Below are 24,071 nucleotides of genomic sequence, written 5' to 3'. Positions count from 1 at the left end.
GACAAGGAACCCACCGCCATGACCCGCGTCGCCGCCATCGATTGCGGTACCAACTCCATCCGGCTGCTCGTCGCCGACGCGGACCCGGAGACCGGGGAACTCGTCGATCTGGACCGGCGGATGGTGATCGTGCGGCTCGGGCAGGGGGTGGACCGCACCGGGCGGCTGGCGCCGGAGGCGCTGCAGCGGACCTTCGCGGCCTGCCGGGAGTACGCGGCGGTCATCAAGGAGTACGGGGCGGAGCGGCTGCGGTTCGTTGCCACCTCCGCGTCCCGTGACGCCGAGAACCGGGACGAGTTCGTGCGCGGGGTGCTAGACATCCTCGGCGTCGAGCCCGAGGTCATCAGCGGTGACCAGGAGGCGGAGTTCTCCTTCACCGGTGCCACCAGGGAGCTGAGCGGCCGTGACGACCTCGCCAAGCCGTTTCTCGTCGTGGACATCGGCGGCGGTTCGACCGAGTTCGTCGTCGGGGACGAGCACGTGCGGGCCGCCCGGTCCGTGGATGTCGGCTGCGTGCGGATGACCGAGCGGCACCTGGTGCACGAGGGACACGTCAGCGACCCGCCCACCGAGGCCGAGACCGCCTCCATGCGGGCCGACATCGAACGCGCCCTCGACCTCGCCGAGGAGACCGTGCCGCTGCGCGAGGCGCACACCCTGGTCGGTCTCGCCGGGTCCGTCACCACCCTCTCCGCCATCCACCAGGACCTGCCGGAGTACGACTCCGCCGCCATCCACCACTCCCGCATCCCCTACGCCCGGGTCCGGGAGATCACCGAGTGGCTGCTGCGCTCGACGCACGCCGAGCGGGCGGCGGTGCCCTCCATGCACCCCGGGCGCGTGGACGTCATCGGGGCCGGTGCCCTCGTGCTCCGGTCGATCATGGAGCGGGTGGGCGCGACCGAGGTCGTGGTGAGCGAGCACGACATCCTCGACGGCATCGCCTGGTCCATCGCCTGAGCCCGTTCAGGACTCCTCGCCCGAGCCTGTTCAGGGCCCCCGCCCGAGCCTGTTCGACGCCCTCTGCTGAGCAGCTCAGGTCCACGGATGAGCGGGTTTTCGGGCAGTGACACGCCGTGCCACGACACCCCGCCGGGAAACTTCGTGAAGTTCTTCACAAGGAATTCGACGCAGGTGAGGGGTCCGGCGCGGGATCTTGGGCCGTTCGGGGGCTCAACGGGCCCGAGCGCATGCTCAGGAGAGCGTCGGGAGGGTGTTCCGGGAGGTGCGCACGAGGGTGACACGGGGGTCCTGGCGGTACCCCCGGAAGCCTGGAGCAGCAGCTCACGCGGCATTGACAACGGGTCGTATCGGAAGCGGGTTCCCGTCGGTGACCATGACCTGCGTCACGTGAGCGGCGGAGTGTAGCACGGGCCCTGTGGAAGCTTGTGAAGGGGCGCACGAGCGGCCCCCCTGGGGCGGGTGGATACTCGATGCCATGAGCACCACGGAGCGTCCCAGGATCCTCGTAGTAGGCGGTGGGTACGTAGGCCTGTACGCAGCTCGGCGCATCCTCAAGAAGATGCGCTACGGCGAGGCGACCGTCACGGTCGTCGACCCCCGGTCGTACATGACCTACCAGCCCTTCCTCCCCGAAGCCGCCGCCGGCAGCATCTCCCCTCGGCATGTCGTCGTCCCGCTGCGACGCGTGCTGCCGAAGGCGGAGGTCCTCACCGGCCGGGTCACCACCATCGACCAGGACCGCAAGGTCGCCACGATCGCGCCGCTCGTCGGCGAGTCGTACGAGCTGCCCTTCGACTACCTGGTGATCGCGCTCGGCGCGGTCTCCCGCACCTTCCCGATCCCCGGCCTCGCCGAGCAGGGCATCGGCATGAAGGGCATCGAGGAGTCCATCGGGCTGCGCAACCACGTCCTGGAGCAGCTCGACAAGGCCGACTCCACGACCGACGAGGAGATCCGCCGCAAGGCGCTCACCTTCGTCTTCGTCGGCGGTGGCTTCGCGGGTGCGGAGACCATCGGCGAGGTCGAGGACATGGCCCGCGACGCGGCCAAGTACTACAAGAACGTGTCCCGTGAGGACATGCGCTTCATCCTCGTCGACGCCGCCGACAAGATCCTTCCCGAGGTCGGCCCCAAGCTCGGCGTGTACGGCAAGGAGCACCTGGAGAGCCGCGGTGTGGAGATCTACCTCTCCACCTCGATGGACTCCTGCGTGGGCGGTCACGTCGTGCTGAAGAACGGCCTGGAGGTCGACTCCGACACGATCGTGTGGACCGCCGGCGTCAAGCCGAACCCGGCGCTGGCCCGCTTCGGTCTCCCGCTCGGCCCGCGCGGCCACGTGGACACCGCCCCGACCCTCCAGGTCCAGGGCACCGACTACATCTGGGCCGCGGGCGACAACGCCCAGGTGCCGGACGTCGCCGCCCGCAAGGCCGGCGTCGAGAACGCCTGGTGCCCGCCGAACGCGCAGCACGCGCTCCGGCAGGCCAAGGTCCTCGGCGACAACGTGGTCTCCGGCATGCGGGGCTTCCCGCAGAAGGAGTACAGCCACGCCAACAAGGGCGCGGTCGCCGGTCTGGGTCTGCACAAGGGCGTCGCGATGATCGTCCTGGGCAAGACGAAGATCAAGGTCAAGGGCCGTCTGGCCTGGTACATGCACCGCGGCTACCACGGTCTGGCCATGCCGACCTGGAACCGCAAGATCCGTATCTTCGCCGACTGGACGCTCGGCATGTTCCTCAAGCGCGAGGTCGTGTCCCTGGGTGCCATGGAGAATCCCCGCGAGGAGTTCTACGAGGCCGCCAAGCCGGCGCCGGTCGCCGCGGCGAAGGCCGACAAGACCGAGGCCAAGGCTTCCTGAACCCGGCCACCGGCCACCGAACCGACCGAGGGACCTCCCGCCATCCGTGGTGCGGGAGGTCCCTCGTCGTTTCCGGACCCGGGCCCGGGTCCGGGGCGGGCCGGGCCGGGGGGGGGCGCGGAAGGGTGTGTGGTCGGTACATCTTTTTTGCCCAGTCGTAACTCCTTTGCGGGACTGCGCTGCTGCCTTCACGGTGTTTACGTGGTAACCGGCATCCGGGATCTACGTCTTGGAGGTGTGCGCCATGGCCGACGCCGCGTCGCGGCTGAGGAGAGTTGCCGAGCAGGTACTGGGAGCCCCGCTCCCGGTCCGCCTGCGGGCCTGGGACGGATCACAGGACGGGCCGCCGGACGCGCCGACGCTCGTCGTGCGCAACCGCCGGGCCCTTCGCCACATGCTGTTCAAGCCGGGGGAACTGGGCATGGCCCGCGCCTGGGTCGCCGGCGACCTGGACATCGAGGGCGACCTCTACAGCGCCCTCGCGGGGCTGTCCGGCCTGATCTGGGAGCGCGGGGAGGGCGGCCGTACGGTCCTCCAGGCCCTGCGCGACCCCGCCGTACGGGCCGCCGTGGGCGAGCTGCTGAAGCTCGCCGGGCCGCCCCTGCCGCCCGCCCCGCCCCGAGAGGAGACCCGCAGACGGCGGCACCTGCACACCCGCCGCACCGACCGGCAGGCCATCAGCCACCACTACGACGTGGGCAACGACTTCTACGAGCTCGTCCTCGGGCCGTCGATGGTCTACTCGTGCGCATACTGGGGGACCATCGACGATGCGGCCACCCTGGAGGGCGCCCAGCGCGACAAGCTCGAACTCGTCTGCGCGAAGCTCGGCCTGACCCCCGGACAGCGGCTTCTCGACGTCGGCTGCGGCTGGGGTTCCCTGGCGATCCACGCGGCCCGGGAGCACGGCGTGAGCGTCGTCGGGGTCACCCTCTCCCAGGAGCAGGCCGCGTACGCCCGTAAACGGGTCGCGGACGAGGGTCTGACGGACCGGGTGGAGATCAGGGTCCAGGACTACCGGGACGTCAGGGACGGGCCGTACGACGCGATCTCGTCGATCGGCATGGCGGAGCACGTGGGCGCCGACCGGTACCTGGAGTACGCGCGGGAGCTGTACGGGCTCCTGAGGCCCGGCGGGCGGCTCCTCAACCACCAGATCGCGCGGCGGCCGCAGCGCGACGAGTCGGCGTACGACCTGGACGAGTTCATCGACGCCTACGTCTTCCCGGACGGCGAGCTCGCCCCGGTCGGCACCACCGTCACGCAGCTGGAGCGGGCCGGGTTCGAGGTGCGGGACGTGGAGTCGATCCGCGAGCACTACGCCCGCACCCTGCGGCAGTGGGTGGCCAACCTGGAGGCCGGATGGCCGCGGGCCGTGCGGCTGACCACCCCCGGCCGGGCCCGCGTCTGGCGGCTGTACATGGCCGCCTCCGCGCTCGGCTTCGAGCACAACCGGATCGGCGTCAACCAGGTGCTGGCCGTCCGGACCCCGGAGACGGGCGCCTCCGGGCTGCCGCTGCGCACCCGCACCTGGAACTGACCGCACCCGAAAGGGGCCCCACAGCGGGCGTGGGGCCCCTTCGCCGTACCTGCCGCCGACTGCCGACTGCCGACTGCCGACTGCCGACTGCCGACTGCCGATCGCCGACTGCCGATCGCTACTCGGACTTGATCGCCGCCAGCACGTTCAGCTTCGCCGCGCGCCGGGCCGGCCACAGGGCCGCCAGGACGCCGACCGTGCCGGCCAGCAGCAGGAAGACCGCCATCCGGGCCCACGGCAGCACCAGCTCGTACGTCGGCATCTTCGCGCCGACCAGCTGACCGGCCGCCCATCCGAAGAACACGCCCAGGCCGATGCCCAGCACCCCGCCGAACAGGGAGATGACCAGGGACTCCAGGCGGACCATCCGCTTGACCGCCTTGCGGTCCAGGCCGATCGCGCGGAGCATGCCGATCTCCTGGGAGCGTTCGAACACCGACATGGCCAGGGTGTTGATGACCCCGAGGACCGCGACGATCACCGCCATCGCGAGCAGCCCGTAGACCATGTTCAGGATCAGCGTGAACGCCTGGGCGATGGAGTTCGACAGGTCCTGCTTGTCCTGGACCTTGATCGCCGGGTTGGAGCCGAGGGCCTTCTCCAGCCGGTCCTTGGTCGCGCTCGACGCGCCGTCCGCCGTCTTGACCATGACCTGCATGTCGGCGGGATCGCTCTGGTGCGGGGTGAGGGCGGCGCTGTCGAGCATGATCCCGCGGATGAGCTGGTTGCCCTCGTAGACCGCGGCGACCGTCAGCCGCTGCGCCTTGCCGTCCTCGTAGTGCACGGTGAAGGCCGAACCGGCCTTCCAGCCGTGCGACTTGGCGGTGTCGTCGTCCACCACGACGTCGGAGCCGGCGACCCTGAAGGTGCCGCTGTCCACCGTGAGGTCGGTCAGCTTCCCGATCGCCGAGCCGTTGACGCCGGTCAGGAACTCGGTCTTGCCGTCGATACGGGAGGGCGAGTTGCTCAGCGGGCTGGAGGCGGTGACACCGTCGGTCGCCGCGACCTTCTTCGCGACGTCGGGGGAGAGCGCGTTGCCGTTGGCCATCGAGACGACGTAGTCCGCCCGGATCGCCGCGCTCGCCATCCTGTCGATGGACTTCTGCAGGCTGCCCGCCATCACCGTCATGCCGGTGATCAGGGTCAGACCGATCATCAGCGCGGACGCGGTGGCCGCGGTACGGCGCGGGTTGCGCACCGAGTTCTGGCGGGCGAGCTTGCCGGCGACGCCGAACCCGCGCAGCAGCGGGGCCGCGGCCGCGATCAGCGGACGGGACAGCAGCGGCGTGAGCACGAAGACGCCGATGATGAGGAGGACGGCGCCCAGGCCCATCGGTGCCTGGCCGTCCGAGCCGCTCATCGTCGTGGCCGCCACGATCACCGTCGCGCCCGCCGCCGAGAACAGGGCGCCGATCGTGTTGCGCAGCACCAGCGACCTGGTGGTCGGGGCGGAGTGCAGGGCGCTCATCGCGGCGACCGGCGGGATCCTCGCGGCCCGGCGGCCGGGCAGCCAGGCGGCCAGCATGGTGATGACGACGCCGACCGCGAGCGCGGCCGCGACCGTGCCGGGGGTGATGACCAGCGGGCCGTCCGGGACGGTCGCGCCGAGCGAGCCCAGCAGCGAGCGCAGTCCGGCGCCGATGCCGATACCGGCGACCAGACCGGTCACCCCGGCCACCGCGCCGACCACGAACGCCTCGATCAGCACCGAGCGGGTGACCTGGCGGCGGGAGGCGCCCACCGCCCGCAGCAGCGCGAGCTCCTTGGTGCGCTGGGCGACCAGCATGGTGAAGGTGTTGGCGATGATGAACGTGCCGACGAACAGCGCGATGCCGGCGAACACCAGCAGGCCCTGGCGCAGGCCGCTCATGCTGCTGGAGATCTGCTCCGCCTGGTCGTCGGCGAGCTTCTGGCCCGTGGTGGTCTCCACGAGCTTCTTCGGCAGGGCCGCGTCCAGCTGGGACTTGAGGGCGGCCTGGCCGGTGCCCGCCTTCGCGGTCACGTCGATCTCGTCGTACGCGCCCTTCTTGCCGAACAGCTGCTGCGCGGTCGCCGTGTCGAACAGGGCGAGGCTGCCGCCGGCCGTGACGTTGCCGTCGTCGGTGGTGAAGATGCCGGCGATGGTCGGTTCGAGGACCGGACCGTCCACCGAGATGCGCACGGTGTCGCCGACCTGGTAGCCGGCCCGCTCGGCGGTCCTGGAGTCGATCAGGACCTCGTTCCTCCCGCTGGGCGCGTGGCCGCTGACGAGCGGGTAGCGGGCGTCCTTGGTGCCCCAGTAGTTGCCGCCCTCGGACTGCCAGCCGCCGCCGATCAGCTTGCCGTCCTTGTCGGCGATGGCGGTGAAGCCGGAGACGACGCCGGTGGCGGAGGCGGCCCCGGGGACCTTCGCGGCCTTGTCGAGCACGGCCTGGGTGAGGTCGGGCACCTTGCCGACCTGATCGCCCTTGGAGTCCTGGTACCTGGCCTGGACGGCGACGTCGACGCCCTCGAAGCCCTTGGCGGAGCTGTTCTGGTAGGCGTCCGAGATGGTGTTGGTGAAGACCAGGGTGCCGGAGACGAACGCGACGCCGAGCATGACGGCGAGCACGGTCATCAGCAGCCGGGCCTTGTGCGCGAGTACGTTGCGCAGGGCGGTGCGGAACATCAGCTGGTACGGCCCTTCGCGTCGAACTGCTTCATGAAGTCGAGGACCGTCTCGGCCGTGGGCCGGTACATCTCGTCGACGATCCGGCCGTCGGCGAGGAAGACGACGCGGTCCGCGTACGAGGCGGCCACCGGGTCGTGGGTGACCATGACGACGGTCTGGCCCAGCTCGCGCACCGAGTTGCGCAGGAAGCCCAGCACCTCGGCGCCGGAGCGGGAGTCGAGGTTGCCGGTCGGCTCGTCGCCGAAGATGATCTCCGGGCGGGAGGCGAGGGCGCGGGCCACGGCGACGCGCTGCTGCTGGCCGCCGGAGAGCTGCGAGGGGCGGTGGCCGAGGCGGTCCCGGAGGCCGACCATCTGGATCACGCTGTCCAGCCACTGCTTGTCCGGCTTCCGCCCCGCGATGTCCATCGGGAGCGTGATGTTCTCCAGGGCGGTCAGCGTCGGCAGCAGGTTGAACGCCTGGAAGATGAAGCCGATCTTGTCCCGGCGCAACTTGGTCAGCTGCTTGTCCTTGAGGGAGCCCAGCTCGGTGTCGCCGATCCGGACGGAACCGGAGGAGAAGGTGTCGAGGCCGGCCACGCAGTGCATCAGCGTGGACTTGCCGGAGCCGGACGGCCCCATGATCGCGGTGAACTCGGCCTGCCGGAACTCGACGGTGACCCGGTCCAGGGCGACCACCTGGGTCTCGCCCTGGCCGTAGATCTTCGAGAGGTCCGTGGCGCGTGCGGCCACGGAGGTGGTCCGCCGGTCGGCGATAGGTGTGGTGGACACGGAAGGGTGCTCCTGTCGGGACGACGGCGTCATGGGGACCGCACCATCGTCTCGGCCGTTCGGGCCCGTGTAGTCAGCCGCAGTTCCGGTTCCGGGGGGCGACTCGGGGCGGACCGCGGGGGCGCGGAGTCATACCTGGGGATGACGGCGGACCCTGAGGCCGACTATCCGGAATCACAGACTCCCGATCGTCGAGAACAGGTGGAGCCCCCTTGTTCGGACGGTGAAATTCCGTCATTCCACGTACGCGCCGACCCACCGCGCGTAACGCTACTGGCAAGTGCGGATGGCTAGTTCCGGGGGCTGATGCTCCCTCAGACCTCAATAAAATAAGACAACATCGGGTCGCCCGTCCGCTGTTCGGGGGACGCCTCCCGATAGGCTCGGAACCTCGTAGCGGAGCCCATGGCCTGCCCGGATGGTGGAATGCAGACACGGCGAGCTTAAACCTCGCTGCCCCTCGCGGGCGTACCGGTTCAAGTCCGGTTCCGGGCACTTCCCGCACCACGGCCGACCCGACGGAGCGGCCGGGTCGGCGCCGTCACATCCTCGGCCCGGCCCGCTCCCGGGGGAATCCGGCCGACCAGGCGACCGGCCGTGGGCCGAGCACGGCCGTCACCACGAAACCGGCCGCCAGGACCACCCAGCCCGGCGGACACATGGCCACCGCCCAGCCCGGCCGACCCGTGGCCACCGCCCAGCCCGGCACCGCGGGGCCCGCCAACGCCTCCCCGATCGCCGCGCCCGCCCGTCCGCCCGGAGCGCGCAGCAGATCTCCGTGACGCAGAGCGCGGCCAGCGCCCTGCGTAAGGCCGGCTCCCTCCGGACTCCGCCCCCGGACGAGTCCTGACGAGTCCTGGGGCTCACCCCTCGTAGACGGTCAGGACCGCGCCGTCGATCTCGATCCGGCGGCCGGCGCGCATGCCGTTGTGGCGCAGGGTGCGCATGCACTCCTCGAAGAGGGCGAGTTCGCCCGGATCCAGGATGGCGGCGGCCAGGTCCAGCAGTTCGGTGACCGACGCGTCGGTGAGCACCTCGGGCAGTTCCCCGGACAGCAGGACGACGGACTCGCCGTCGGGTTTCCGGACCACGGCCGTCGCCGGTCCGCCGTGCACGAACAACACATGTCCCCCTGAGAGCCCGTGGTCGTGCGGCTCTCGCGTCCCGGGCAACGAGAGACTAACCCTGGATCTTGACGCTTTCGTGCGGAGTTGGATTATTTTTCCGACTTGACGGAAGAACGTCCGGGTGCGGTCCGGCGTTGGTCACTTCTCCCCGGTGGGCCCGGCGGGCCCGGCGGGTCTCGCGGGTCTGGCGGGCTTCGCGGGGCCGGAGGAACGGTCCAGCAGGGACTCCACGAGCGCGGTGACATGCCGGCGGTCGTCCGCCGACAGTTTCTGGACACTCGCGATGAGCAGCGCGACGTCGGGGTCGGCGGTGCCGTTCGGTTCCGCGGCCGGCGAGGTGTCGTACACGTGGATCCCGCAGGCCTCGGCGGCGGCGCGGCGGATCGCCTCCAGCGGCAGCTCCAGGCCCTTGGCCAGGCCTTCCAGGGTGGTCGCCTGGGGCATCCGGACCACGCGTTCGGTGGTGGCCAGGTGGTGCACGGTGGAGCGGGGGATGCCACCGCGGCGTGCCACGTCGCCGTAGGACCAGCCCTTGCGGTCGAGGTGCTCACGGATCAACTGTTGCAGCGCGTTGGTCACTGACCGTCACTTCCTGCTCGCCACCTGCGGAGTCCGCCATGTCGCGGCCGATTCTACGGGCGGGTCCGCGATAGGCCGAGAGGGTGATTTGCGGAAGGGGTTGCGCGAGGGGTTCCGCAGGGCCTAGTGTCCAATCTCGTTGGACAGAACGTCCGACCAGATTGGACAGAGTCCGGGGGGAACCTGACTCGGTCCGATCGGAAATGTCTATCCCTGAGGGGGAACAGATCATGATGGACGCCCACGAGCTGGAGAACGAGTCCGCCGAGCTGCTGCCGGGCCGTGAGGCCCTCGGCCGTCTGAAGTTCGGCTTCGGCAAGACGGTCAACGTCACCAAGCACATCGCGAACATCGACGCGTCCAACCAGTCCGCCGCGCTGAACGACCACTCGTCGTGGTCGGTGGCCGACTCCGGCGCCGGTCAGACCATCAGCGTCCACCAGTAGTAACGCCCTGGCGCACGGCGCCGGCGCCGAGATCGACCCCAACCTCATCGCACACGAAACGAAGGGACATCCGTCATGAGCATGGACATGAACGAGCTGGAGAACGAGTCCGCCGAGCTGCTGCCGGGCCGTGAGGCCCTCGGCCGTCTGAAGTTCAGCTTCGGCAAGACGGTCAACGTCACCAAGCACATCGCGAACATCGACGCGTCCAACCAGTCCGCCGCGCTGAACGACCACTCCGCCTGGTCGTCCGCCGAGTCGTCGGCCGCGCAGACCATCAGCGTCACCCAGTAGTACCCCGGGGCGCCGCCGCCGTCGCCCCGGCGGCGGCGCCCCCGGCTGTCGGGGGGAAACACCGGGCGGAACACCATGGGGACTCGGGGGGAGACCACATATGACGGTTCTCGGAGACGGGGCCGCCGCGCTGTACGAAACGGGCCCGGTGCCCGGACCCGGCGGCTGGCCGGTGACCTACGAGCAGGTGGCGACGGGCAACCTGCCGGTGGTCGAACAGCCGTCGCCGGTCCCGAGGCTGAGCGCGGGACTGCGGTTGCACGGCGAGTACCAGGGGTCGGGTTTCACCGAACCCAAGTACATCGCCCGTCGGGGGGACGGGCAGGTCGTGCAGCTGTCCAGGCTGCTGTACCTGGTGGCGTCGTCGGTCGACGGCGTGCGCGACGCCGAGGCCATCGCGCACCGGGTCAGCGCCCGCTTCGGGCGCGAGGTCAGCGGGGAGAACATCCGCTACCTCGTCGAGAAGAAGCTGGAACCGCTGGGTGTCACGGTCCCGGAGGGCCAGGAGGACGACGAGGTCGACGCCCCGCGCTCCGACCTGCTGCTCGCCCTCAAGGGCCACCGGGTCATCTTCAACGAGCGGCGTACGGCGAAGATCGCACGGTCGCTTGCGTGGCTGCACCGGCCGGTCGCGGTCGCGCTGGTGCTCGGCTCGGCCGTCGCCATGGACGTCTGGCTGTTCGGGTTCTTCGGGGCGATCGAGCCCGTCCTGGAGGTGCTCGACCAGCCGGTCCTGATCCTCGTCGTCTTCGTGCTCACCGTGGCCTCCCTCGTCTTCCACGAGTTCGGACACGCCTCCGCGTGCAGATACGGAGGTGCCCGCCCCGGCTGCATCGGGTGCGGGCTCTTCCTCATCTGGCCGTCGATGTACACCGACGTCACCGACGTCTACCGGATCGGGCGGGGCGGCCGGCTCCGCACCGACCTGGGCGGCGTCTACTTCAACGTCGTCTTCATGCTGGCCATGGCCGGTGCCTACTTCGCCACCGGGGCACAGTTCTTCCTGGCCACGGTGTATCTCGGGCACTTCGAGATCATGGAACAGCTGATGCCGGCCGTACGGCTGGACGGCTACTACATCCTCGGCGACCTGGCCGGGGTCCCGGACCTGTACGGCAAGATCAAGCCGATCCTGCTGGGCCTGGTACCGGGGCCGAGGGGGGACCGGGCCCGCGAGGAGGTCGCCGGGCTGAAGAAGTCGGCGCGGGCGATCGTCGCCACCTGGGTGCTCACGATGGTCCCGCTGATCATCGGCGAACTCGGGTACGCGCTGTGGAACCTGCCGCGCATCCTCACCACGATGATCCGCTCGCTGACCGAGCAACTGGTCGGCACCGGCGCCGCGTTCGTGGACGGGAAGATCGTCGAGGGGCTGGTCGGGACGATCGGCTGCGTGATGCTGCTGTGCCCGATGGCCGGTGTCGTCTACCTGTCCGTGAAGATCGGCGGCCGGATCGTCCGGGCCGCCAAGCGCGCCACCGCGGACCGGCCGAGGCTGAGGCTCGTGATCTGCGCCCTCGCCCTCGCCGGACTCACCGGACTCAGCTACGCCTGGATGTCCGGGGTGACCCCGAAGCCGCTGCCCAAGCAGCCGCCGATCGCACCGATCCTGCAGCCGGGGGTGCCGACCGAGGAACCGCCGCCGGCCCGGCAGGCCTCGACCCCGGACCGGCCGACGGACTCCGGTGCGCCCTCGGACACGGTGCCCGGCGGGCCGTCCGGCTCGGCCGGGGCGAGCGCCGTGCCCTCGGCCGGACAGACGTCGCGCGGTGCGTCCGCCTCGGCGTCGCCGTCCGCCTCCGCGTCGGCCAGCCCCGGGCGGGGCGCCACCAGGTCACCGGCGCCCGCCAGCGGGGGACCGGTCACCGAGCCGGTGTCCTCGCCGCCGGAGAGCGTGCCGGCGTCCCCGACGCCCACCCCTTCGGAGAGCGTCCCGGTGTCCCCGACACCCAGCCCGTCCCCGCCGCCGGCCAGCGACTCGGCGACCCCGGCCCCGGCCACGTCCTGACGGGCGGCCGACGGGCGCCCGACGGGCGGCACCACCACTTACCGCAGCAGTACAGGAGCACAGGAGAACTCCATGAGCAGTCATCGGAAAACACGCGTCACCGCAGGTCCGCTCACCCGGCGGGCGGTCCGGATCGGCCTGTTCGCCGCCGGGGTCGCCGGCGCGGCCACCGCCGTGCCCGCGCAGGCGGCCACCTTCGCCCCGCACGCCGCGGTCGTCTCCGACCACGTCTTCAGCCACGCCGACCGCGCGCACCACACCCAGGCCAAGGACTCCTTCACGGTCCGCCAGTTCGGCACGGTGAACGCCACCGCCGTACGCAACCAGGCCAACGCCGTCTCGGCCGGCTGCTCGGCGGACGACCACTGCCGCTCGGTGGCCCTCTCCTTCCAGATCGTCACGGTCGCCGGGAACGAGCGCACCCACCTGAACGCGGTGAACCTCAGCGACGCGGCCAACAAGGAGTGCACGGGCTGTCAGACCCTCGCCGGGGCCTACCAGTTCGTGGTCTCCACGCCGACCGAGCTGCGCTTCGACAGGGCCACCCAGGACAAGCTCGCCGACATCCACCGCCGGCTCGACGCGCTGACCCGCTCCACCCTGCCCGCCGCCGACCTGCGCACGCGGGCCGACGGGCTCGCCGCCGAGGTCACCGCCGTCCTGCACGACGCGGTCGCGAGCGCCCCGAAGGGCGACCCGCAGAAGGACGTCACCCTGCACCGTCACCTGGACGGCTGGCCGGGCCACTGACCCCTTCCGCCGTCCTCTGAACCGGCCGCCGGGCCCGCGACCGTCTCCCGCGGGCCCGGCGGCCTGCCATGTCCCGCCTCCATTGACAGGGGATACGACCGGACGGACACTCGGGGGAACTTGGTGAAGTAAATTTCACCAGGCGAACATACCTCGATCTGAGGCGCCCCCCGCTCGGGATCCCGGGCGCTGACGCCCGTCCACGGAAGGGAACGACCGATGCGCACCACCGTCGGCATCATCGGAGCCGGACCCGCCGGGCTCCTCCTCGCACGGCTGCTGCACAACGCCGGCATCGACTCGGTCGTCCTGGAGAGCCGTGACCGCTCCTACGTCGAGCACCGCCAGCGCGCCGGGATCCTGGAGCAGGGCACGGTGGACGTGCTGCGCGCGGCCGGCGCCGGGGAGCGCATGGACCGCGAGGGACTGCGCCACGACGGCATCGAGCTGCGCTTCGCGAGGCAGCGCCACCGAGTCGACTTCCCCGGCCTCACCGGCGGCCGGTCCGTGACGGTCTACGCCCAGACCGAGGTCTGCAAGGACCTCATCGCCCTCCAGCTCAAGGAGGGCGGCCCGCTGCTCTTCGAGGCGGAGGCGCTGGCGGTGGAGGACGCCGAGAGCGAGCGGCCCCGGGTGCGGTTCCGGCACGAGGGCCGGGAGGACGTCCTGGAGTGCGACCACGTCGTCGGCTGCGACGGCTTCTGGGGCGTCGCCCGCACCGCGTTCCCCGAGTCCCTCGCCCGGGTCTTCGAACGCACCTACCCCTACGCCTGGCTGGGCGTCCTCGCCGACGTCGCCCCCTCGCACGACGAACTGGTCTACGCCCGCCACGACCGCGGCTTCGCCCTTCTGTCCATGCGCTCCCCGTCCGTCTCCCGCCTCTACCTCCAGGTCCCGGCGGACACGGACGCCGAGGACTGGACCGACGAGGCGGTCTGGGACGAGCTGGAGCGGCGCTTCGAGACCGCCGACGACTGGCGCCTGGAGCGCGGCCCGATCACCCAGAAGTCGGTCACGCCCATGCGGTCGTACGTCCACGAGCCCATGCGGCACGGCCGGCTCTTCCTCGCCGGGGACGCCGCCCACATCGTGCCGCCGACCGGCGCCAAGGGGCTGAACCTGGCGGTGGGTGACGTCGTGACCTTCGCCCGCGCCCTGGTCCACGAGCGGGAGACGGGCTCACCGGAACTGCTCGACGCCTACTCGGCGACCTGCCTGCGCCGGGTCTGGCAGGCCGAGCGGTTCTCGTACGACATGACGAGCATGCTCCACCCCGGCCCCGGCGACAGCCCCTTCGACGCCCGGCTCCAGCTGGCCAGGCTCGGCCGGATCGCCTCCTCCCGGGCGGCCGAGACCGACCTCGCGGAGGCCTACACCGGCTTCCCCTGGGAATGAAACCCGCCGTGGCCGGGAATCAGGGCTCCGCGTAGCGTGTTGCGCAGCACGGCGAGGGAAAGATCCTCCGCAGGTAGTAGGGTCAATCTTTTGCCAATCCATTACTCTTGACGCCAAGGCCACGCAGGGTGGCCATGGAGGAGTGAAATGAGGAGCAGCAACCCGGTCTTCTCGCGACGGGGCTTCAGCCGCGACAACGGCTACGCGGGCTTCAACACCGCGCCGCAGGCCGGGTACGCACAGGGCAACCCGTACGCGCAGAACCCGTACGCGAACAACCCCTATGCCCAGCAGGACCTCCAGCAGGGCGCTCCGCCGCAGGCCCCGGCCGCCACCGGCCGGATGACCATGGACGACGTCATCACGCGCTCCGCGATGACGCTCGGCACGGTCGCCGTCGGCGCGGTCCTCGCCTGGGCGCTGCTGCCGGTCACCACGACCAGCTACGGCCTGGCCGTGGGCTCCGCGATCATCGCGTTCGTCCTGGCCATGATCCAGAGCTTCAAGCGCACCCCGGTGCCCGCGCTGATCCTGGGATACGCCGCCTTCGAGGGCGTCTTCCTCGGCGTCATCAGCGAGATGTACAACAGCCAGTGGAGCGGCGCCCCGTTCCAGGCGGTGCTCGGCACCATGGCGGTCTCGGCCGCGACGCTGCTGGTCTACCGGGCCGGCTGGATCCGCGTCACCGCCCGCTACGCCCGCATCGGCATGGCCATCGCCATCGCCTTCGTGCTGGTCATGGCGGTCAACCTGCTGCTGGTCGCGTTCGGCGTCGCCGAGAACGGCGGACTGCGCAGCTTCGGCCCGCTCGGCGCGATCGTCGGCATCATCGCGATCCTGCTCGGCGCGTTCTTCCTGACCCTCGACTTCAAGCAGATCGAGGACGGCATCGCCTACGGCGCCCCGAAGAACGAGGCATGGCTGGCCGCGTTCGGTCTCACCATGACGCTGGTGTGGATCTACATCGAGATGCTGCGTCTGGTGGCGATCTTCAGCAGCAACGACTAGCCGCCAGGCCGGAGAAGAGTCCGAGCCGACAAGGGCCCCGGGGCCGTCGCCCCGGGGCCCTTCGCCGTCTGTGTGTGCGTGCGCGCCTAGAGAAGTTTGCGCGCGGCCCTCCTCAGGTCGTACTCATGGATCAACGCCTTCGCGTGGCCGTACGCGAGGTTGTGCTCGTGGCGGAGCCAGCTGACCTTCTCCTCGAAACAGAAGAGGGACGGGCCTTCGTCGACGGTACGCAGCCAGTCGGACACTTCACGACCGGTGCAGTGGGGGATGCGGGCGAGCAGGTTGCGATGGGTCTCCATGGAGAAGACTTGGGACATCGGCGCCTCCGGTGCGCAAAGGGGGTTGTAGCCGGTCCTTCACGTCACGGTGCCTGAGTGTTGGCGTGTTGGCAACAGTCGTGACAGGACAGCCCGTGGCAGGCGTTACGCTCACGGCGTGGTTGATACGACGCCTCTGACCCGTGCCGTGGAGCACTTCGCCGACAAGCTGAGGGCGGCGCCGCAGAGCCGGTTGCAGCGGGGCGCCGCCGCGGAGGCGCTGGGCCTGGCAAGGGAGTTGGCCCGCTGGTCGCAGGCGGTGGAGGAGCCGGGTGCGGCGAGCCGCGAGATGCCGGACGCCGGGATGTTCGCGGTCGCCGACCAGATCACGGTGGCCGGGAACGATCTGGCGGTGGTGCTGAAGAACGACGCCGAGGTGGGGGATGCGGTGCGCTTGGTGGAGGAGGCGCAGAAGAGGGCGGGTGTCTGAGGAGCGTCGGCGGGTGCGGCACCGTCGTGGCCGGTCGCGCAGTTCCCCGCGCCCCTGAAAGCATAAAGAAGGGGCGCCTCGATGAGCGCCCCGCAAGGGGCGCGGGGAACTGCGCGACCAGCCCCCACGCACCCGCACCCGACCACGCATCGCCGCCTCAGAGCGACGCTATGACCCGGTCCGCCAGGATGTACACGTTCTCCTCGCCGCACGCGAACGTCAGCGTGTACGCGCCGGAGATGCCCGACCCGCCCAGCAGGTACGGCGTCTCACCGGCGCCCAGGGCGGCGGCCAGCCGTTCCGCGGTCTCCCGGTGCCCCGGCGTCATGCACAGGGTCGTGCCGTCGGCGAAGACGTAGACGTCCAGCGTGCCCAGCGGGCCGGGACGGACGTCGGAGAGCTCGACCTGCGACTCGGCCAGCTGCTCCAGCGTCGCGACCGTGCGCTCGTGGTCGTTCACCACCGGCGACTGCACCGGCACGAAGTCCGGGTGGGACGGGTGGCGTCGGCGGGCCGCGGCCAGTTCCGGGGACTCCCCGGTGAACTCGTCGGTCTCCGCCGCCGGCTCGGCGACCGGCTCCAGACCCACGAAGTCCGTCTGCCGGGGCAGGAACGGCTCGCCGTCCGCCAGCCCCAGCAGCGACGGCGCGTCGGAGGCGTCACGCGCCTCCTGCGCGGCCCAGAAGGCGCGCGCCTCGGCCAGCTCCCGCTCCCGCTCCTCGGCCAGTGCCTCCGCCACGGCGGCGCGTATCTCCTCGGCGGCCGCGTGGCTGCGGGCCGCCGGCAGGAGCGCGCGCATCGTCGCGGCCTGGTTCTGGGCGAGCTGGGTGTGCAGCTCGGCGACCTGACGGCGCAGCTTCAGAACGGTGCGCAGGACAGCGACGCCCACGGCGCCCGTGGCGGCCGTGGTGAGCAGCAAGGCGATCGGCATGGCGCTCACTGACGTACTCCCGGTTCAAAGTCGACCCCCGACTTCCTACATCAGCTTGAAGGGTGGACTATCAAGCTGTCAGTGCGTAACGTCACGAAAAGGACAGGACTTTGACCCTGGGGTTTACCGGGACGGCGGCTCTGACCTGCGGCGATACCTCCACGGAGGGAGATAGGTCACATCCTGGGGGAGATTGGATCACAAATCGGCCCGGTGTTCGGGGTTTTCTCGAACACCGGGCCGTGGTGTCACGGTGGGTTCCGTGACGGTCACTCAGAGGTTCAGCTGAGGCGCTCGATGACCATCGCCATGCCCTGGCCGCCGCCGACGCACATCGTCTCCAGGCCGAACTGTTTGTCGTGGAACTGGAGGGAGTTGATGAGCGTGCCGGTGATGCGGGCGCCGGTCATGCCGAAGGGGTGGCCGACGGCGATGGCGCCGCCGTTCACGTTCAGCTTCTCCAGCGGGATGCCCAGGTCGCGGTAGGAGGGGATCACCTGGGCGGCGAACGCCTCGTTGATCTCGACCAGGTCGATGTCGTCGATGGTGAGGCCGGCGCGGCCCAGGGCCTGCTTGCTCGCCTCCACCGGGCCGAGGCCCATGATCTCGGGGGAGAGACCGGTGACGCCCGTCGACACGATGCGGGCGAGCGGGGTGAGGCCGAGTTCGCGGGCCTTGGTGTCGCTCATGACGACGACCGCGGCGGCGCCGTCGTTCAGCGGGCAGCAGTTGCCTGCGGTGACCAGGCCGTCGGGGCGGAAGACCGGCTTCAGACCGGCGACGCCCTCCAGGGTGACGCCGGCGCGCGGGCCGTCGTCCTTGCTGACGACCGTGCCGTCGGGGAGGGTGACCGGGGTGATCTCGCGCTCCCAGAAGCCGTTCTTGATGGCTTCCTCGGCGAGGTTCTGCGAGCGGACGCCGAACTCGTCCATGTCCTGGCGGGTGACGCCCTTGATGCGGGCCAGGTTCTCCGCGGTCTGGCCCATCGCGATGTACGGGTCGGGGAGCAGGCCGTCCTCGCGCGGGTCGTGCCAGGTCGAGCCCTCGGACGCGGCGGTGGCGGCGGTGCGGGCCTGGGCCTCGTCGAAGAGCGGGTTGGTGGTGCCCGGGAGGCCGTCCGAGCTGCCCTTGGCGTAGCGGGAGACCATCTCGACACCGGCCGAGATGAAGACGTCGCCCTCGCCGGCCTTGATGGCGTGCAGGGCCATCCGGCTGGTCTGCAGGGACGAGGAACAGTACCGGGTGATCGTGGTGCCGGGCAGGTGGTCCATGCCCATCTGCACGGCGACGATCCGGCCGAGGTTGTAGCCCTGCTCGCCGCCGGGCAGGCCGCAGCCGAGCATCAGGTCGTCGATGTCCCTCGGGTCCAGCTCGGGGACCTTGGCGAGGGCGGCCTGGATGATCGTGGCGGTGAGGTCGTCGGGGCGCAGGTCCTTCAGGGAGCCCTTGACGGCGCGGCCGATCGGGGAACGGGCGGTCGAGACGATGACGGCTTCGGGCATCACGGCTCCATTGGCGTACGAAGGTTGGCAGGGCCGCTTCGGAAGTTACCTGTACGTATGTCATCGGTCACCGGTGTCGGGGTGTGACACTGACCGCACTTTCTAAGCGCTTGCTTTTCGGGGCGCCGGGGGTGAGGACGCTCACCGGCGCTTGCGGGGTGCCGCTGCGCCCACCCGTGCCGCCCTGCGGCACGCCTGCCCGCAGCTGGGTGGCTGTGAAGCGCCCCGTAAGGGGCGCGGGGAACTGCGCGATCAGCCCCCACGCACCCGCACGGACCTCCTGGCCCCGGCCGTGCCCAGCTCACCGTCTCCCTACTCGGTCGTGCCGGCCCTCGACCTCGCCTCCTCGGAAGCCGGGTCGGCTGGGAGGGTGGGCGGTTCCACGTGCTGGCGCCGGCGGCGTTTCAGCAGGGCCCACGGCCCCCGCGGACCCGTCGGCATCGCCGCCGTGACCTCCGTGCCGGGCTCGGCCGCCGCCTCCGCCGCCGCTCGGGCGACCGGCAGGAAGCCCTCGCGACGGGTGACGTCGGGGCGTTCCTCCTCCGCCGGCCACAGACCGAGGGCCGCGCAGACCGTGGGAAGGACCGCCATGGCCGCCGTGGCATAGCCCTCGGCCGAGGGGTGGTAGTTGTCGGGGCCGAACAGCTCGCGCGGGTTCGCGGCGAACTCGGGGCCCAGCAGGTCGCCCAGCGACACCGTGCGGCCGCCCTGTTCCACCGTCCCGATCGTCTGGGCCGCCGCCAGCTGCCGGGACGCCCGCCGGGCCAGCCAGCGCAACGGCTGCCGTACCGGCTCGATCGTGCCGAGGTCGGGACAGGTGCCGACGACGACCTCGGCGCCCGCCGTGCGCAGGCGGCGGACGGCCGCCGAGAGGTGACGCACCGAACGGGTCGGCGGCATCCGGCGGGTGACGTCGTTGGCGCCGACCATGATCACGCAGACGTCGGGGACCGGCGCGGCCGTGCCCAGCACCAGGGCGACCTGGCGGTCCAGGTCGTCGGACTGGGCGCCCGGGAGGGCCACGTTGCGGAACTCCACCGGGCGTTCCGCGACCGCGGCGAGGCCGGACGCCAGCAGCGCGCCCGGTGTCTGGGCGGCGCGGTGCACGCCCTGGCCGGCCGCCGTGGAGTCACCGAGCATCGTCAGGCGCAGCGGCGGCTCACCAGCGGCGGAGGCGGACGCGCCGTAGCCGTCGCCGTAACGGCCGTCCGCCACCGGCACCCGGCCGCCGCTGTTGCCGTTGTGCACCGCCGTCCTGGCCATCCGCACCTCGGCCAGCACCAGGCCCACGGCGGCCGCGCCGACCAGCCCGACCCCGCCGCCGCCGTACGCCGCCCCGGCCGCGATCCGCCGGGCCACCCGCGCCCTCGACATGTTCGTCATGCGTCGCCGCCACCTCCTCGTTGCCGCTCACCCACTCCTTGCCCCGTACAGCCCGTGCGTCAATCTCAACGGGGAGTGAACCTCGGAAGCGGGGCCTTAGGCTGGCGTCACCACTAGGACCACACCTTTTGCAAGCAACCGGAGACAACGGTGCGATTCCACGACTCGATGATCAGCCTCGTCGGCAACACCCCGCTGGTGAGACTCAACAGCGTCACCCAGGGCATCCAGGCCACCGTGCTCGCCAAGGTCGAGTACTTCAACCCGGGCGGGTCCGTGAAGGACCGCATCGCGCTGCGGATGATCGAGGCCGCGGAGAAGAGCGGGGAGCTGCAGCCGGGCGGGACGATCGTGGAGCCGACCAGCGGGAACACCGGCGTGGGGCTGGCGATCGTGGCCCAGCAGAAGGGGTACAAGTGCATCTTCGTGTGCCCCGACAAGGTGAGCACCGACAAGATCAACGTACTGCGGGCGTACGGCGCCGAGGTCGTGGTCTGCCCGACCGCCGTCGACCCGGAGCACCCGGACTCGTACTACAACGTCTCCGACCGGCTGGTCCGCGAGACCCCCGGCGCCTGGAAGCCGGACCAGTACTCCAACCCCAACAACCCCCTTTCGCACTATCACTCGACCGGCCCCGAGCTGTGGGAGCAGACGGAGGGGAAGATCACCCATTTCGTCGCCGGCGTGGGCACCGGCGGCACCATCTCCGGCACCGGGCGCTACCTGAAGGACGCCAGTGACGGCCGGGTGCAGGTCGTCGGCGCCGACCCGGAAGGGTCCGTGTACTCCGGCGGATCCGGGCGGCCCTACCTCGTCGAGGGTGTGGGCGAGGACTTCTGGCCCACCGCCTACGACCGGACCGTCGCCGACGAGATCGTCGCCGTGTCCGACAAGGACTCCTTCCAGATGACCCGGCGGCTGGCGAAGGAGGAGGGACTGCTCGTCGGCGGCTCCTGCGGGATGGCGGTCGTGGCCGCCCTGCGGGTGGCCGAGCGGCTCGGCCCGGACGACGTGGTCGTCGTACTCCTGCCGGACAGCGGCCGCGGCTACCTCAGCAAGATCTTCAACGACGAGTGGATGGCCGACTACGGCTTCCTGGAGGACGAGGGCCCGAGCGCCCGCGTCGGCGACGTGCTCAGCGACAAGGCCGGCGCCACCATCCCCTCCCTCGTCCACATGCACCCGGACGAAACCGTCGGGCAGGCCATCGAGGTGCTGCGCGAGTACGGCGTCTCCCAGATGCCCGTCGTCAAGCCGGGCGCCGGCCACCCGGACGTGATGGCCGCCGAGGTCGTCGGCTCGGTCGTCGAACGCGAGCTGCTCGACGCGCTGTTCAACAAGCGGGCCTCCCTGGAGGACCCGCTGGAGAAGCACATGTGCGCCCCGCTGCCCCAGGTCGGCTCCGGCGAACCGGTCGGGGACCTGATGACGGTGCTGGGCTCGGCCGACGCCGCGATCGTCCTCGTCGAGGGCAAGCCCACCGGCGTGATCAGCCGGCAGGACCTGCTGGCGTTTCTCGCCAAGGGCGGCAAGCAGTAGCGAACGTCCGGTGAACGGCCCGTGACACGGCGGAACTTGCCGTTTCCCATCCAAGTGGTGGACTTCGCGGAAGTGGTACGAGCGTGTCACGTGCACGCAGCACACGCTTAACACGGGTCCGGCAGATTAGTGGGTGTCGGCAGGGCGGGAGCGGCTCCCCGCCCCGGCCGACACCGAACGTCCAAGGACCTCCGGAGCGGCTCCCGGACCTCCATGGACGCCCGGACGTGAGACCCGGCCCTGACCCGGTCCATGTCCCTCGCGGGGACCGCCGTCGTCCCGCCCCTCGGTAAAACGGGGGTGCGGCGGTCCCCGCGCCCCTTTTTGCGCCTGAACCGGCGCCGCTCTCGCGGACCTGGTTGCTCGCCGTCGTGGTCGCTCAATTGTTGGTTGCGGCCGTCGTCGCTTTCCAACTGCCCAGCAATGTGAGCCGTTCCGCCGTCTCCGAGCCCGGTTCCGGGGTGTACGCCACGATCGTCTGGTCCGGGTCCGCCGGGACCGTGAGGGTCTCGTAGGGCAGGGTGAGCAGGCCCGCCACCGGGTGCTGGATGCGCTTCGTGCCGTACGCACACTCCTTGACCTCGTGGTCCGCCCACAGCCGGCGGAAGTCCGCGCTCTTCAGCGAGAGTTCGCCGATCAGCATGGCCATCCGGGGGTCGTCGGGGTGGCGCCCCGCGTCGATGCGCAGGTTGGCGACGGTCTGGGCGGCGACGGCGGCCCAGTCGGGGTAGAAGCCCGGGGCGGCCGGGTCGAGGAAGACCTGGCGCGGGATGTTCCGCTCGGCCGGGGCCAGGGCACTGAACCCGTTCACCGCGTCGCCGAGCGCGTTCCAGGCCAGCACGTCCATCCTGCGGCCCAGCACGAACGCGGGCGTCCGCTCCATGCCGTCCAGCAGCAGCTGTACGCCGGGGCGGACGCGGGGGCGGGCCGGGCGCGCGGTGTTGCCCTTCTTCTGCGGGCGGGCCACCGTCAGCAGGTAGGCGTGCTCGGTCTCGTCCAGGCGCAGCACACGGGCGACGGCGTCGAGCACCGCGTCCGAGACGCTCGGACCCCGACCCTGCTCCAGGCGGATGTAGTAGTCGACGCTGACCCCCGCCAGCTGCGCCACCTCCTCGCGGCGCAGGCCCGGCACGCGGCGCCGTCCGTGCGAGGGCAGCCCCACCTCCTCGGGCCGGATGCGGGCACGGCGCGAGCGCAGGAAGTCTCCGAGTTCCCCGTCCATGGGTTCGATCGTAGGGGAGTCGTGCCCGCCCAGCCTGGTTCTGCCAGACCCAGGAAAAGCCCAGCCCTGGGTAGGCCGCCCGGTCCCGGCGAGTGTGGAGACACGCCACCGGGGCGGTCCCGGCGGCACTCACCAGGGAGTACCTCATGTCGTACGACAACCTGTCCGGCCGTACCGCCGTCGTCACCGGCGCCGCCAGCGGGATCGGGGCGGCCGTCGCCCTGCGGCTCGCCGGGTCGGGCGCCCGGGTGGCGCTGCTCGCCCGGCGCGCGGACCGGCTGGAGACGGTGGTGGCGAAGATCCGGGCGAACGGCGGGGAGGCCCTCGCCGTCGTCGCCGACGTCACCGACGACGCGTCCGTGCGGGCCGCGGCCGACGCCGTGCACGCGGCCTACGGAAGTGTCGACCTCGTCGTCAACAACGCCGGCGTCATGCTGCCCAACCCCGTGGACGACGGCCGTATCGACGAGTGGCAGCGCATGCTCGACACCAACGTGACGGGTGTGCTGCGGGTGCTGCGGGCCTTCACCGGGGACCTGGTGGCGGCCGCGGCCGAGGGCCGCAGCGCCGACCTCGTCAACGTGTCGTCCATCGGCGCGCACGTCGTCTTCCCGACCTTCGCGGTGTACGGCGCCACCAAGGCCGCCGTCACCTTCCTCTCGCAGGCCCTGCGCGCCGAGTTCGGGCCGCGGGACGTGCGGGTCACCAACGTCGAGCCGGGTCTGACGGACACCGAACTCGGCACCCACATCGACGGCGAGGAACTGCGCGAGCAGGTGGCGGGCATGTTCGAGGGGATGGGCGCACTGGCCGCCGAGGACCTCGCCGACCTGGTCGCCTACGTGGCGAGCCGTCCCCGGCACGTCAACCTGCGGCAGGTCGTCGTCCAGCCGACCCGGCAGGTGTGACCCGGCCCGGTCCGGCCCCGGGTCAGTCCTCGTGGCCGCGGTCGCCCCGCTGGAACAGGCCGGGGTTGAGGCGGACGGCCTGGGTCATGTTGACGCCGACGATGCCGACCCAGGTGACGACCACGCCCGTCATGCCGCCGAACGCGCCGCTGATCGCCGAGAGCGGGATCGCCAGCACCAGCGACACGATGCCGAAGCCGAAGCGCTCGCCCCAGGAGTCGGAGCCCTTCGGCCTGCGTGCCCCGCGGGCCGCCTGCATCTGCTGCTCGGCCAGGCCCCGGCGCAGCCGGCGCTCCACCGCGTTGTCGATCCGCTGGTCGATCTTCTCCAGGAAGGAGTCGACCAGTTCCGACTCGTACTCCGGCCCCAGGTCCCTGCGCACGTGCAGGGTGGCGGCGAGGTCCTTCTTCAGGTCGGTGTCATGAGCGTCCGTCATGACGTCCACCGT

General features: G+C 71.0%; 23 protein-coding genes and 1 tRNA gene. 13 read left to right on the top strand and 11 right to left on the bottom strand.

The annotated features are described in order from the left end of the window. Positions 1 to 18: 18 nt before the first annotated feature. The 3 genes from IEZ11_RS40355 to IEZ11_RS40345 all read left to right on the top strand — a co-directional run bounded on the left by IEZ11_RS40355 (position 19) and on the right by IEZ11_RS40345 (position 4,361). The gene (locus tag IEZ11_RS40355; RefSeq protein ID WP_189268015.1) at positions 19 to 960 is read left to right on the top strand and encodes a Ppx/GppA phosphatase family protein; all 942 of its coding nucleotides are present in this window, start codon (positions 19 to 21) and stop codon (positions 958 to 960) included. A 478-nt stretch (positions 961 to 1,438) separates the two neighbouring features. Continuing rightward, the gene (locus tag IEZ11_RS40350; RefSeq protein WP_189268014.1) at positions 1,439 to 2,821 is read left to right on the top strand and encodes an NAD(P)/FAD-dependent oxidoreductase; all 1,383 of its coding nucleotides are present in this window, start codon (positions 1,439 to 1,441) and stop codon (positions 2,819 to 2,821) included. Positions 2,822 to 3,065: 244 nt separating this feature from the next. Then, positions 3,066 to 4,361 carry a class I SAM-dependent methyltransferase gene (locus IEZ11_RS40345; protein WP_189268013.1) on the top strand — a complete coding sequence of 432 codons (1,296 nt, stop codon included), beginning with the start codon at positions 3,066 to 3,068 and terminating at the stop codon, positions 4,359 to 4,361. Positions 4,362 to 4,479: 118 nt separating this feature from the next. Here IEZ11_RS40345 and IEZ11_RS40340 read toward each other — a convergent pair whose 3' ends face one another. Beyond that, positions 4,480 to 7,008, bottom strand: a complete 2,529-nt coding sequence (locus IEZ11_RS40340; protein ID WP_189268012.1) for an ABC transporter permease — start codon at positions 7,006 to 7,008, stop codon at positions 4,480 to 4,482. After that, entirely contained in the window at positions 7,008 to 7,781 is a 774-nt protein-coding gene (locus tag IEZ11_RS40335) for an ABC transporter ATP-binding protein (protein WP_189268011.1), read from the bottom strand. Before IEZ11_RS40335 ends, IEZ11_RS40340 begins: the two co-directional genes overlap by 1 nt. Before the next feature lie 412 nt (positions 7,782 to 8,193). Here IEZ11_RS40335 and IEZ11_RS40330 point away from each other — a divergent pair. Next, positions 8,194 to 8,276, top strand: a tRNA-Leu gene (locus IEZ11_RS40330). A gap of 46 nt (positions 8,277 to 8,322) precedes the next feature. Here IEZ11_RS40330 and IEZ11_RS40325 read toward each other — a convergent pair. From IEZ11_RS40325 to IEZ11_RS40315, 3 genes are all read right to left on the bottom strand, one after another. Further along, a complete protein-coding gene (locus IEZ11_RS40325) occupies positions 8,323 to 8,505 on the bottom strand; it encodes a hypothetical protein (protein ID WP_189268010.1) in 183 nt (60 codons plus the stop codon). Positions 8,506 to 8,644: 139 nt separating this feature from the next. Next, a complete protein-coding gene (locus tag IEZ11_RS40320) occupies positions 8,645 to 8,905 on the bottom strand; it encodes a hypothetical protein (RefSeq protein ID WP_229713658.1) in 261 nt (86 codons plus the stop codon). A gap of 141 nt (positions 8,906 to 9,046) precedes the next feature. Next, positions 9,047 to 9,487: a helix-turn-helix domain-containing protein gene (locus IEZ11_RS40315; RefSeq protein WP_189268009.1), complete on the bottom strand. Its 441-nt coding sequence runs from the start codon at positions 9,485 to 9,487 to the stop codon at positions 9,047 to 9,049. Between the two features lie 230 nt (positions 9,488 to 9,717). Here IEZ11_RS40315 and IEZ11_RS40310 point away from each other — a divergent pair, with 230 nt between their 5' ends. The 6 genes from IEZ11_RS40310 to IEZ11_RS40285 all read left to right on the top strand — a co-directional run bounded on the left by IEZ11_RS40310 (position 9,718) and on the right by IEZ11_RS40285 (position 15,388). Continuing rightward, the gene (locus IEZ11_RS40310) at positions 9,718 to 9,933 is read left to right on the top strand and encodes a hypothetical protein (protein WP_189268008.1); all 216 of its coding nucleotides are present in this window, start codon (positions 9,718 to 9,720) and stop codon (positions 9,931 to 9,933) included. A 75-nt stretch (positions 9,934 to 10,008) separates the two neighbouring features. After that, positions 10,009 to 10,227: a hypothetical protein gene (locus IEZ11_RS40305; protein WP_189268007.1), complete on the top strand. Its 219-nt coding sequence runs from the start codon at positions 10,009 to 10,011 to the stop codon at positions 10,225 to 10,227. 100 nt (positions 10,228 to 10,327) lie between these two features. Next, positions 10,328 to 12,235, top strand: a complete 1,908-nt coding sequence (locus IEZ11_RS40300; protein WP_189268006.1) for a hypothetical protein — start codon at positions 10,328 to 10,330, stop codon at positions 12,233 to 12,235. Between the two features lie 72 nt (positions 12,236 to 12,307). Beyond that, a complete protein-coding gene (locus IEZ11_RS40295) occupies positions 12,308 to 12,985 on the top strand; it encodes a hypothetical protein (RefSeq protein WP_189268005.1) in 678 nt (225 codons plus the stop codon). A 219-nt stretch (positions 12,986 to 13,204) separates the two neighbouring features. Then, the gene (locus tag IEZ11_RS40290) at positions 13,205 to 14,380 is read left to right on the top strand and encodes a 4-hydroxybenzoate 3-monooxygenase (RefSeq protein ID WP_189268004.1); all 1,176 of its coding nucleotides are present in this window, start codon (positions 13,205 to 13,207) and stop codon (positions 14,378 to 14,380) included. A gap of 147 nt (positions 14,381 to 14,527) precedes the next feature. Continuing rightward, a complete protein-coding gene (locus IEZ11_RS40285) occupies positions 14,528 to 15,388 on the top strand; it encodes a Bax inhibitor-1/YccA family protein (RefSeq protein WP_189268003.1) in 861 nt (286 codons plus the stop codon). An 86-nt stretch (positions 15,389 to 15,474) separates the two neighbouring features. On the opposite strand, the gene IEZ11_RS40280 is transcribed toward IEZ11_RS40285, so the two are convergent. Next, positions 15,475 to 15,705 (bottom strand): DUF4287 domain-containing protein, encoded by a 231-nt coding sequence (locus tag IEZ11_RS40280; protein ID WP_189268002.1) that lies wholly within the window; start codon positions 15,703 to 15,705, stop codon positions 15,475 to 15,477. A gap of 118 nt (positions 15,706 to 15,823) precedes the next feature. Here IEZ11_RS40280 and IEZ11_RS40275 point away from each other — a divergent pair, with 118 nt between their 5' ends. Further along, positions 15,824 to 16,135 (top strand): hypothetical protein, encoded by a 312-nt coding sequence (locus tag IEZ11_RS40275; RefSeq protein ID WP_189268001.1) that lies wholly within the window; start codon positions 15,824 to 15,826, stop codon positions 16,133 to 16,135. Between the two features lie 157 nt (positions 16,136 to 16,292). On the opposite strand, the gene IEZ11_RS40270 is transcribed toward IEZ11_RS40275, so the two are convergent. The 3 genes from IEZ11_RS40270 to IEZ11_RS40260 all read right to left on the bottom strand — a co-directional run bounded on the left by IEZ11_RS40270 (position 16,293) and on the right by IEZ11_RS40260 (position 19,951). Beyond that, positions 16,293 to 17,075: a hypothetical protein gene (locus IEZ11_RS40270; protein ID WP_189268000.1), complete on the bottom strand. Its 783-nt coding sequence runs from the start codon at positions 17,073 to 17,075 to the stop codon at positions 16,293 to 16,295. A gap of 272 nt (positions 17,076 to 17,347) precedes the next feature. Then, complete coding sequence (locus tag IEZ11_RS40265) at positions 17,348 to 18,568, bottom strand: acetyl-CoA C-acetyltransferase (protein ID WP_189267999.1); 1,221 nt, start codon at positions 18,566 to 18,568, stop codon at positions 17,348 to 17,350. A gap of 312 nt (positions 18,569 to 18,880) precedes the next feature. Beyond that, positions 18,881 to 19,951, bottom strand: a complete 1,071-nt coding sequence (locus IEZ11_RS40260; RefSeq protein WP_189267998.1) for an SGNH/GDSL hydrolase family protein — start codon at positions 19,949 to 19,951, stop codon at positions 18,881 to 18,883. Positions 19,952 to 20,101: 150 nt separating this feature from the next. Here IEZ11_RS40260 and IEZ11_RS40255 point away from each other — a divergent pair, with 150 nt between their 5' ends. Beyond that, positions 20,102 to 21,493 (top strand): cystathionine beta-synthase, encoded by a 1,392-nt coding sequence (locus IEZ11_RS40255; RefSeq protein ID WP_189267997.1) that lies wholly within the window; start codon positions 20,102 to 20,104, stop codon positions 21,491 to 21,493. 379 nt (positions 21,494 to 21,872) lie between these two features. On the opposite strand, the gene IEZ11_RS40250 is transcribed toward IEZ11_RS40255, so the two are convergent. Next, entirely contained in the window at positions 21,873 to 22,715 is an 843-nt protein-coding gene (locus IEZ11_RS40250; RefSeq protein ID WP_189267996.1) for a helix-turn-helix transcriptional regulator, read from the bottom strand. A gap of 146 nt (positions 22,716 to 22,861) precedes the next feature. Here IEZ11_RS40250 and IEZ11_RS40245 point away from each other — a divergent pair, with 146 nt between their 5' ends. Further along, positions 22,862 to 23,623: an SDR family oxidoreductase gene (locus IEZ11_RS40245; RefSeq protein ID WP_189267995.1), complete on the top strand. Its 762-nt coding sequence runs from the start codon at positions 22,862 to 22,864 to the stop codon at positions 23,621 to 23,623. Positions 23,624 to 23,645: 22 nt separating this feature from the next. On the opposite strand, the gene IEZ11_RS40240 is transcribed toward IEZ11_RS40245, so the two are convergent. Then, the gene (locus IEZ11_RS40240) at positions 23,646 to 24,059 is read right to left on the bottom strand and encodes a hypothetical protein (protein ID WP_189267994.1); all 414 of its coding nucleotides are present in this window, start codon (positions 24,057 to 24,059) and stop codon (positions 23,646 to 23,648) included. Between the last annotated feature and the right edge of the window lie 12 nt (positions 24,060 to 24,071).

The organism is Streptomyces fuscichromogenes (assembly GCF_014645815.1).
GTDB lineage: Bacteria > Actinomycetota > Actinomycetes > Streptomycetales > Streptomycetaceae > Streptomyces > Streptomyces fuscichromogenes.
This window is presented reverse-complemented; position numbering and strand designations above follow the sequence as displayed.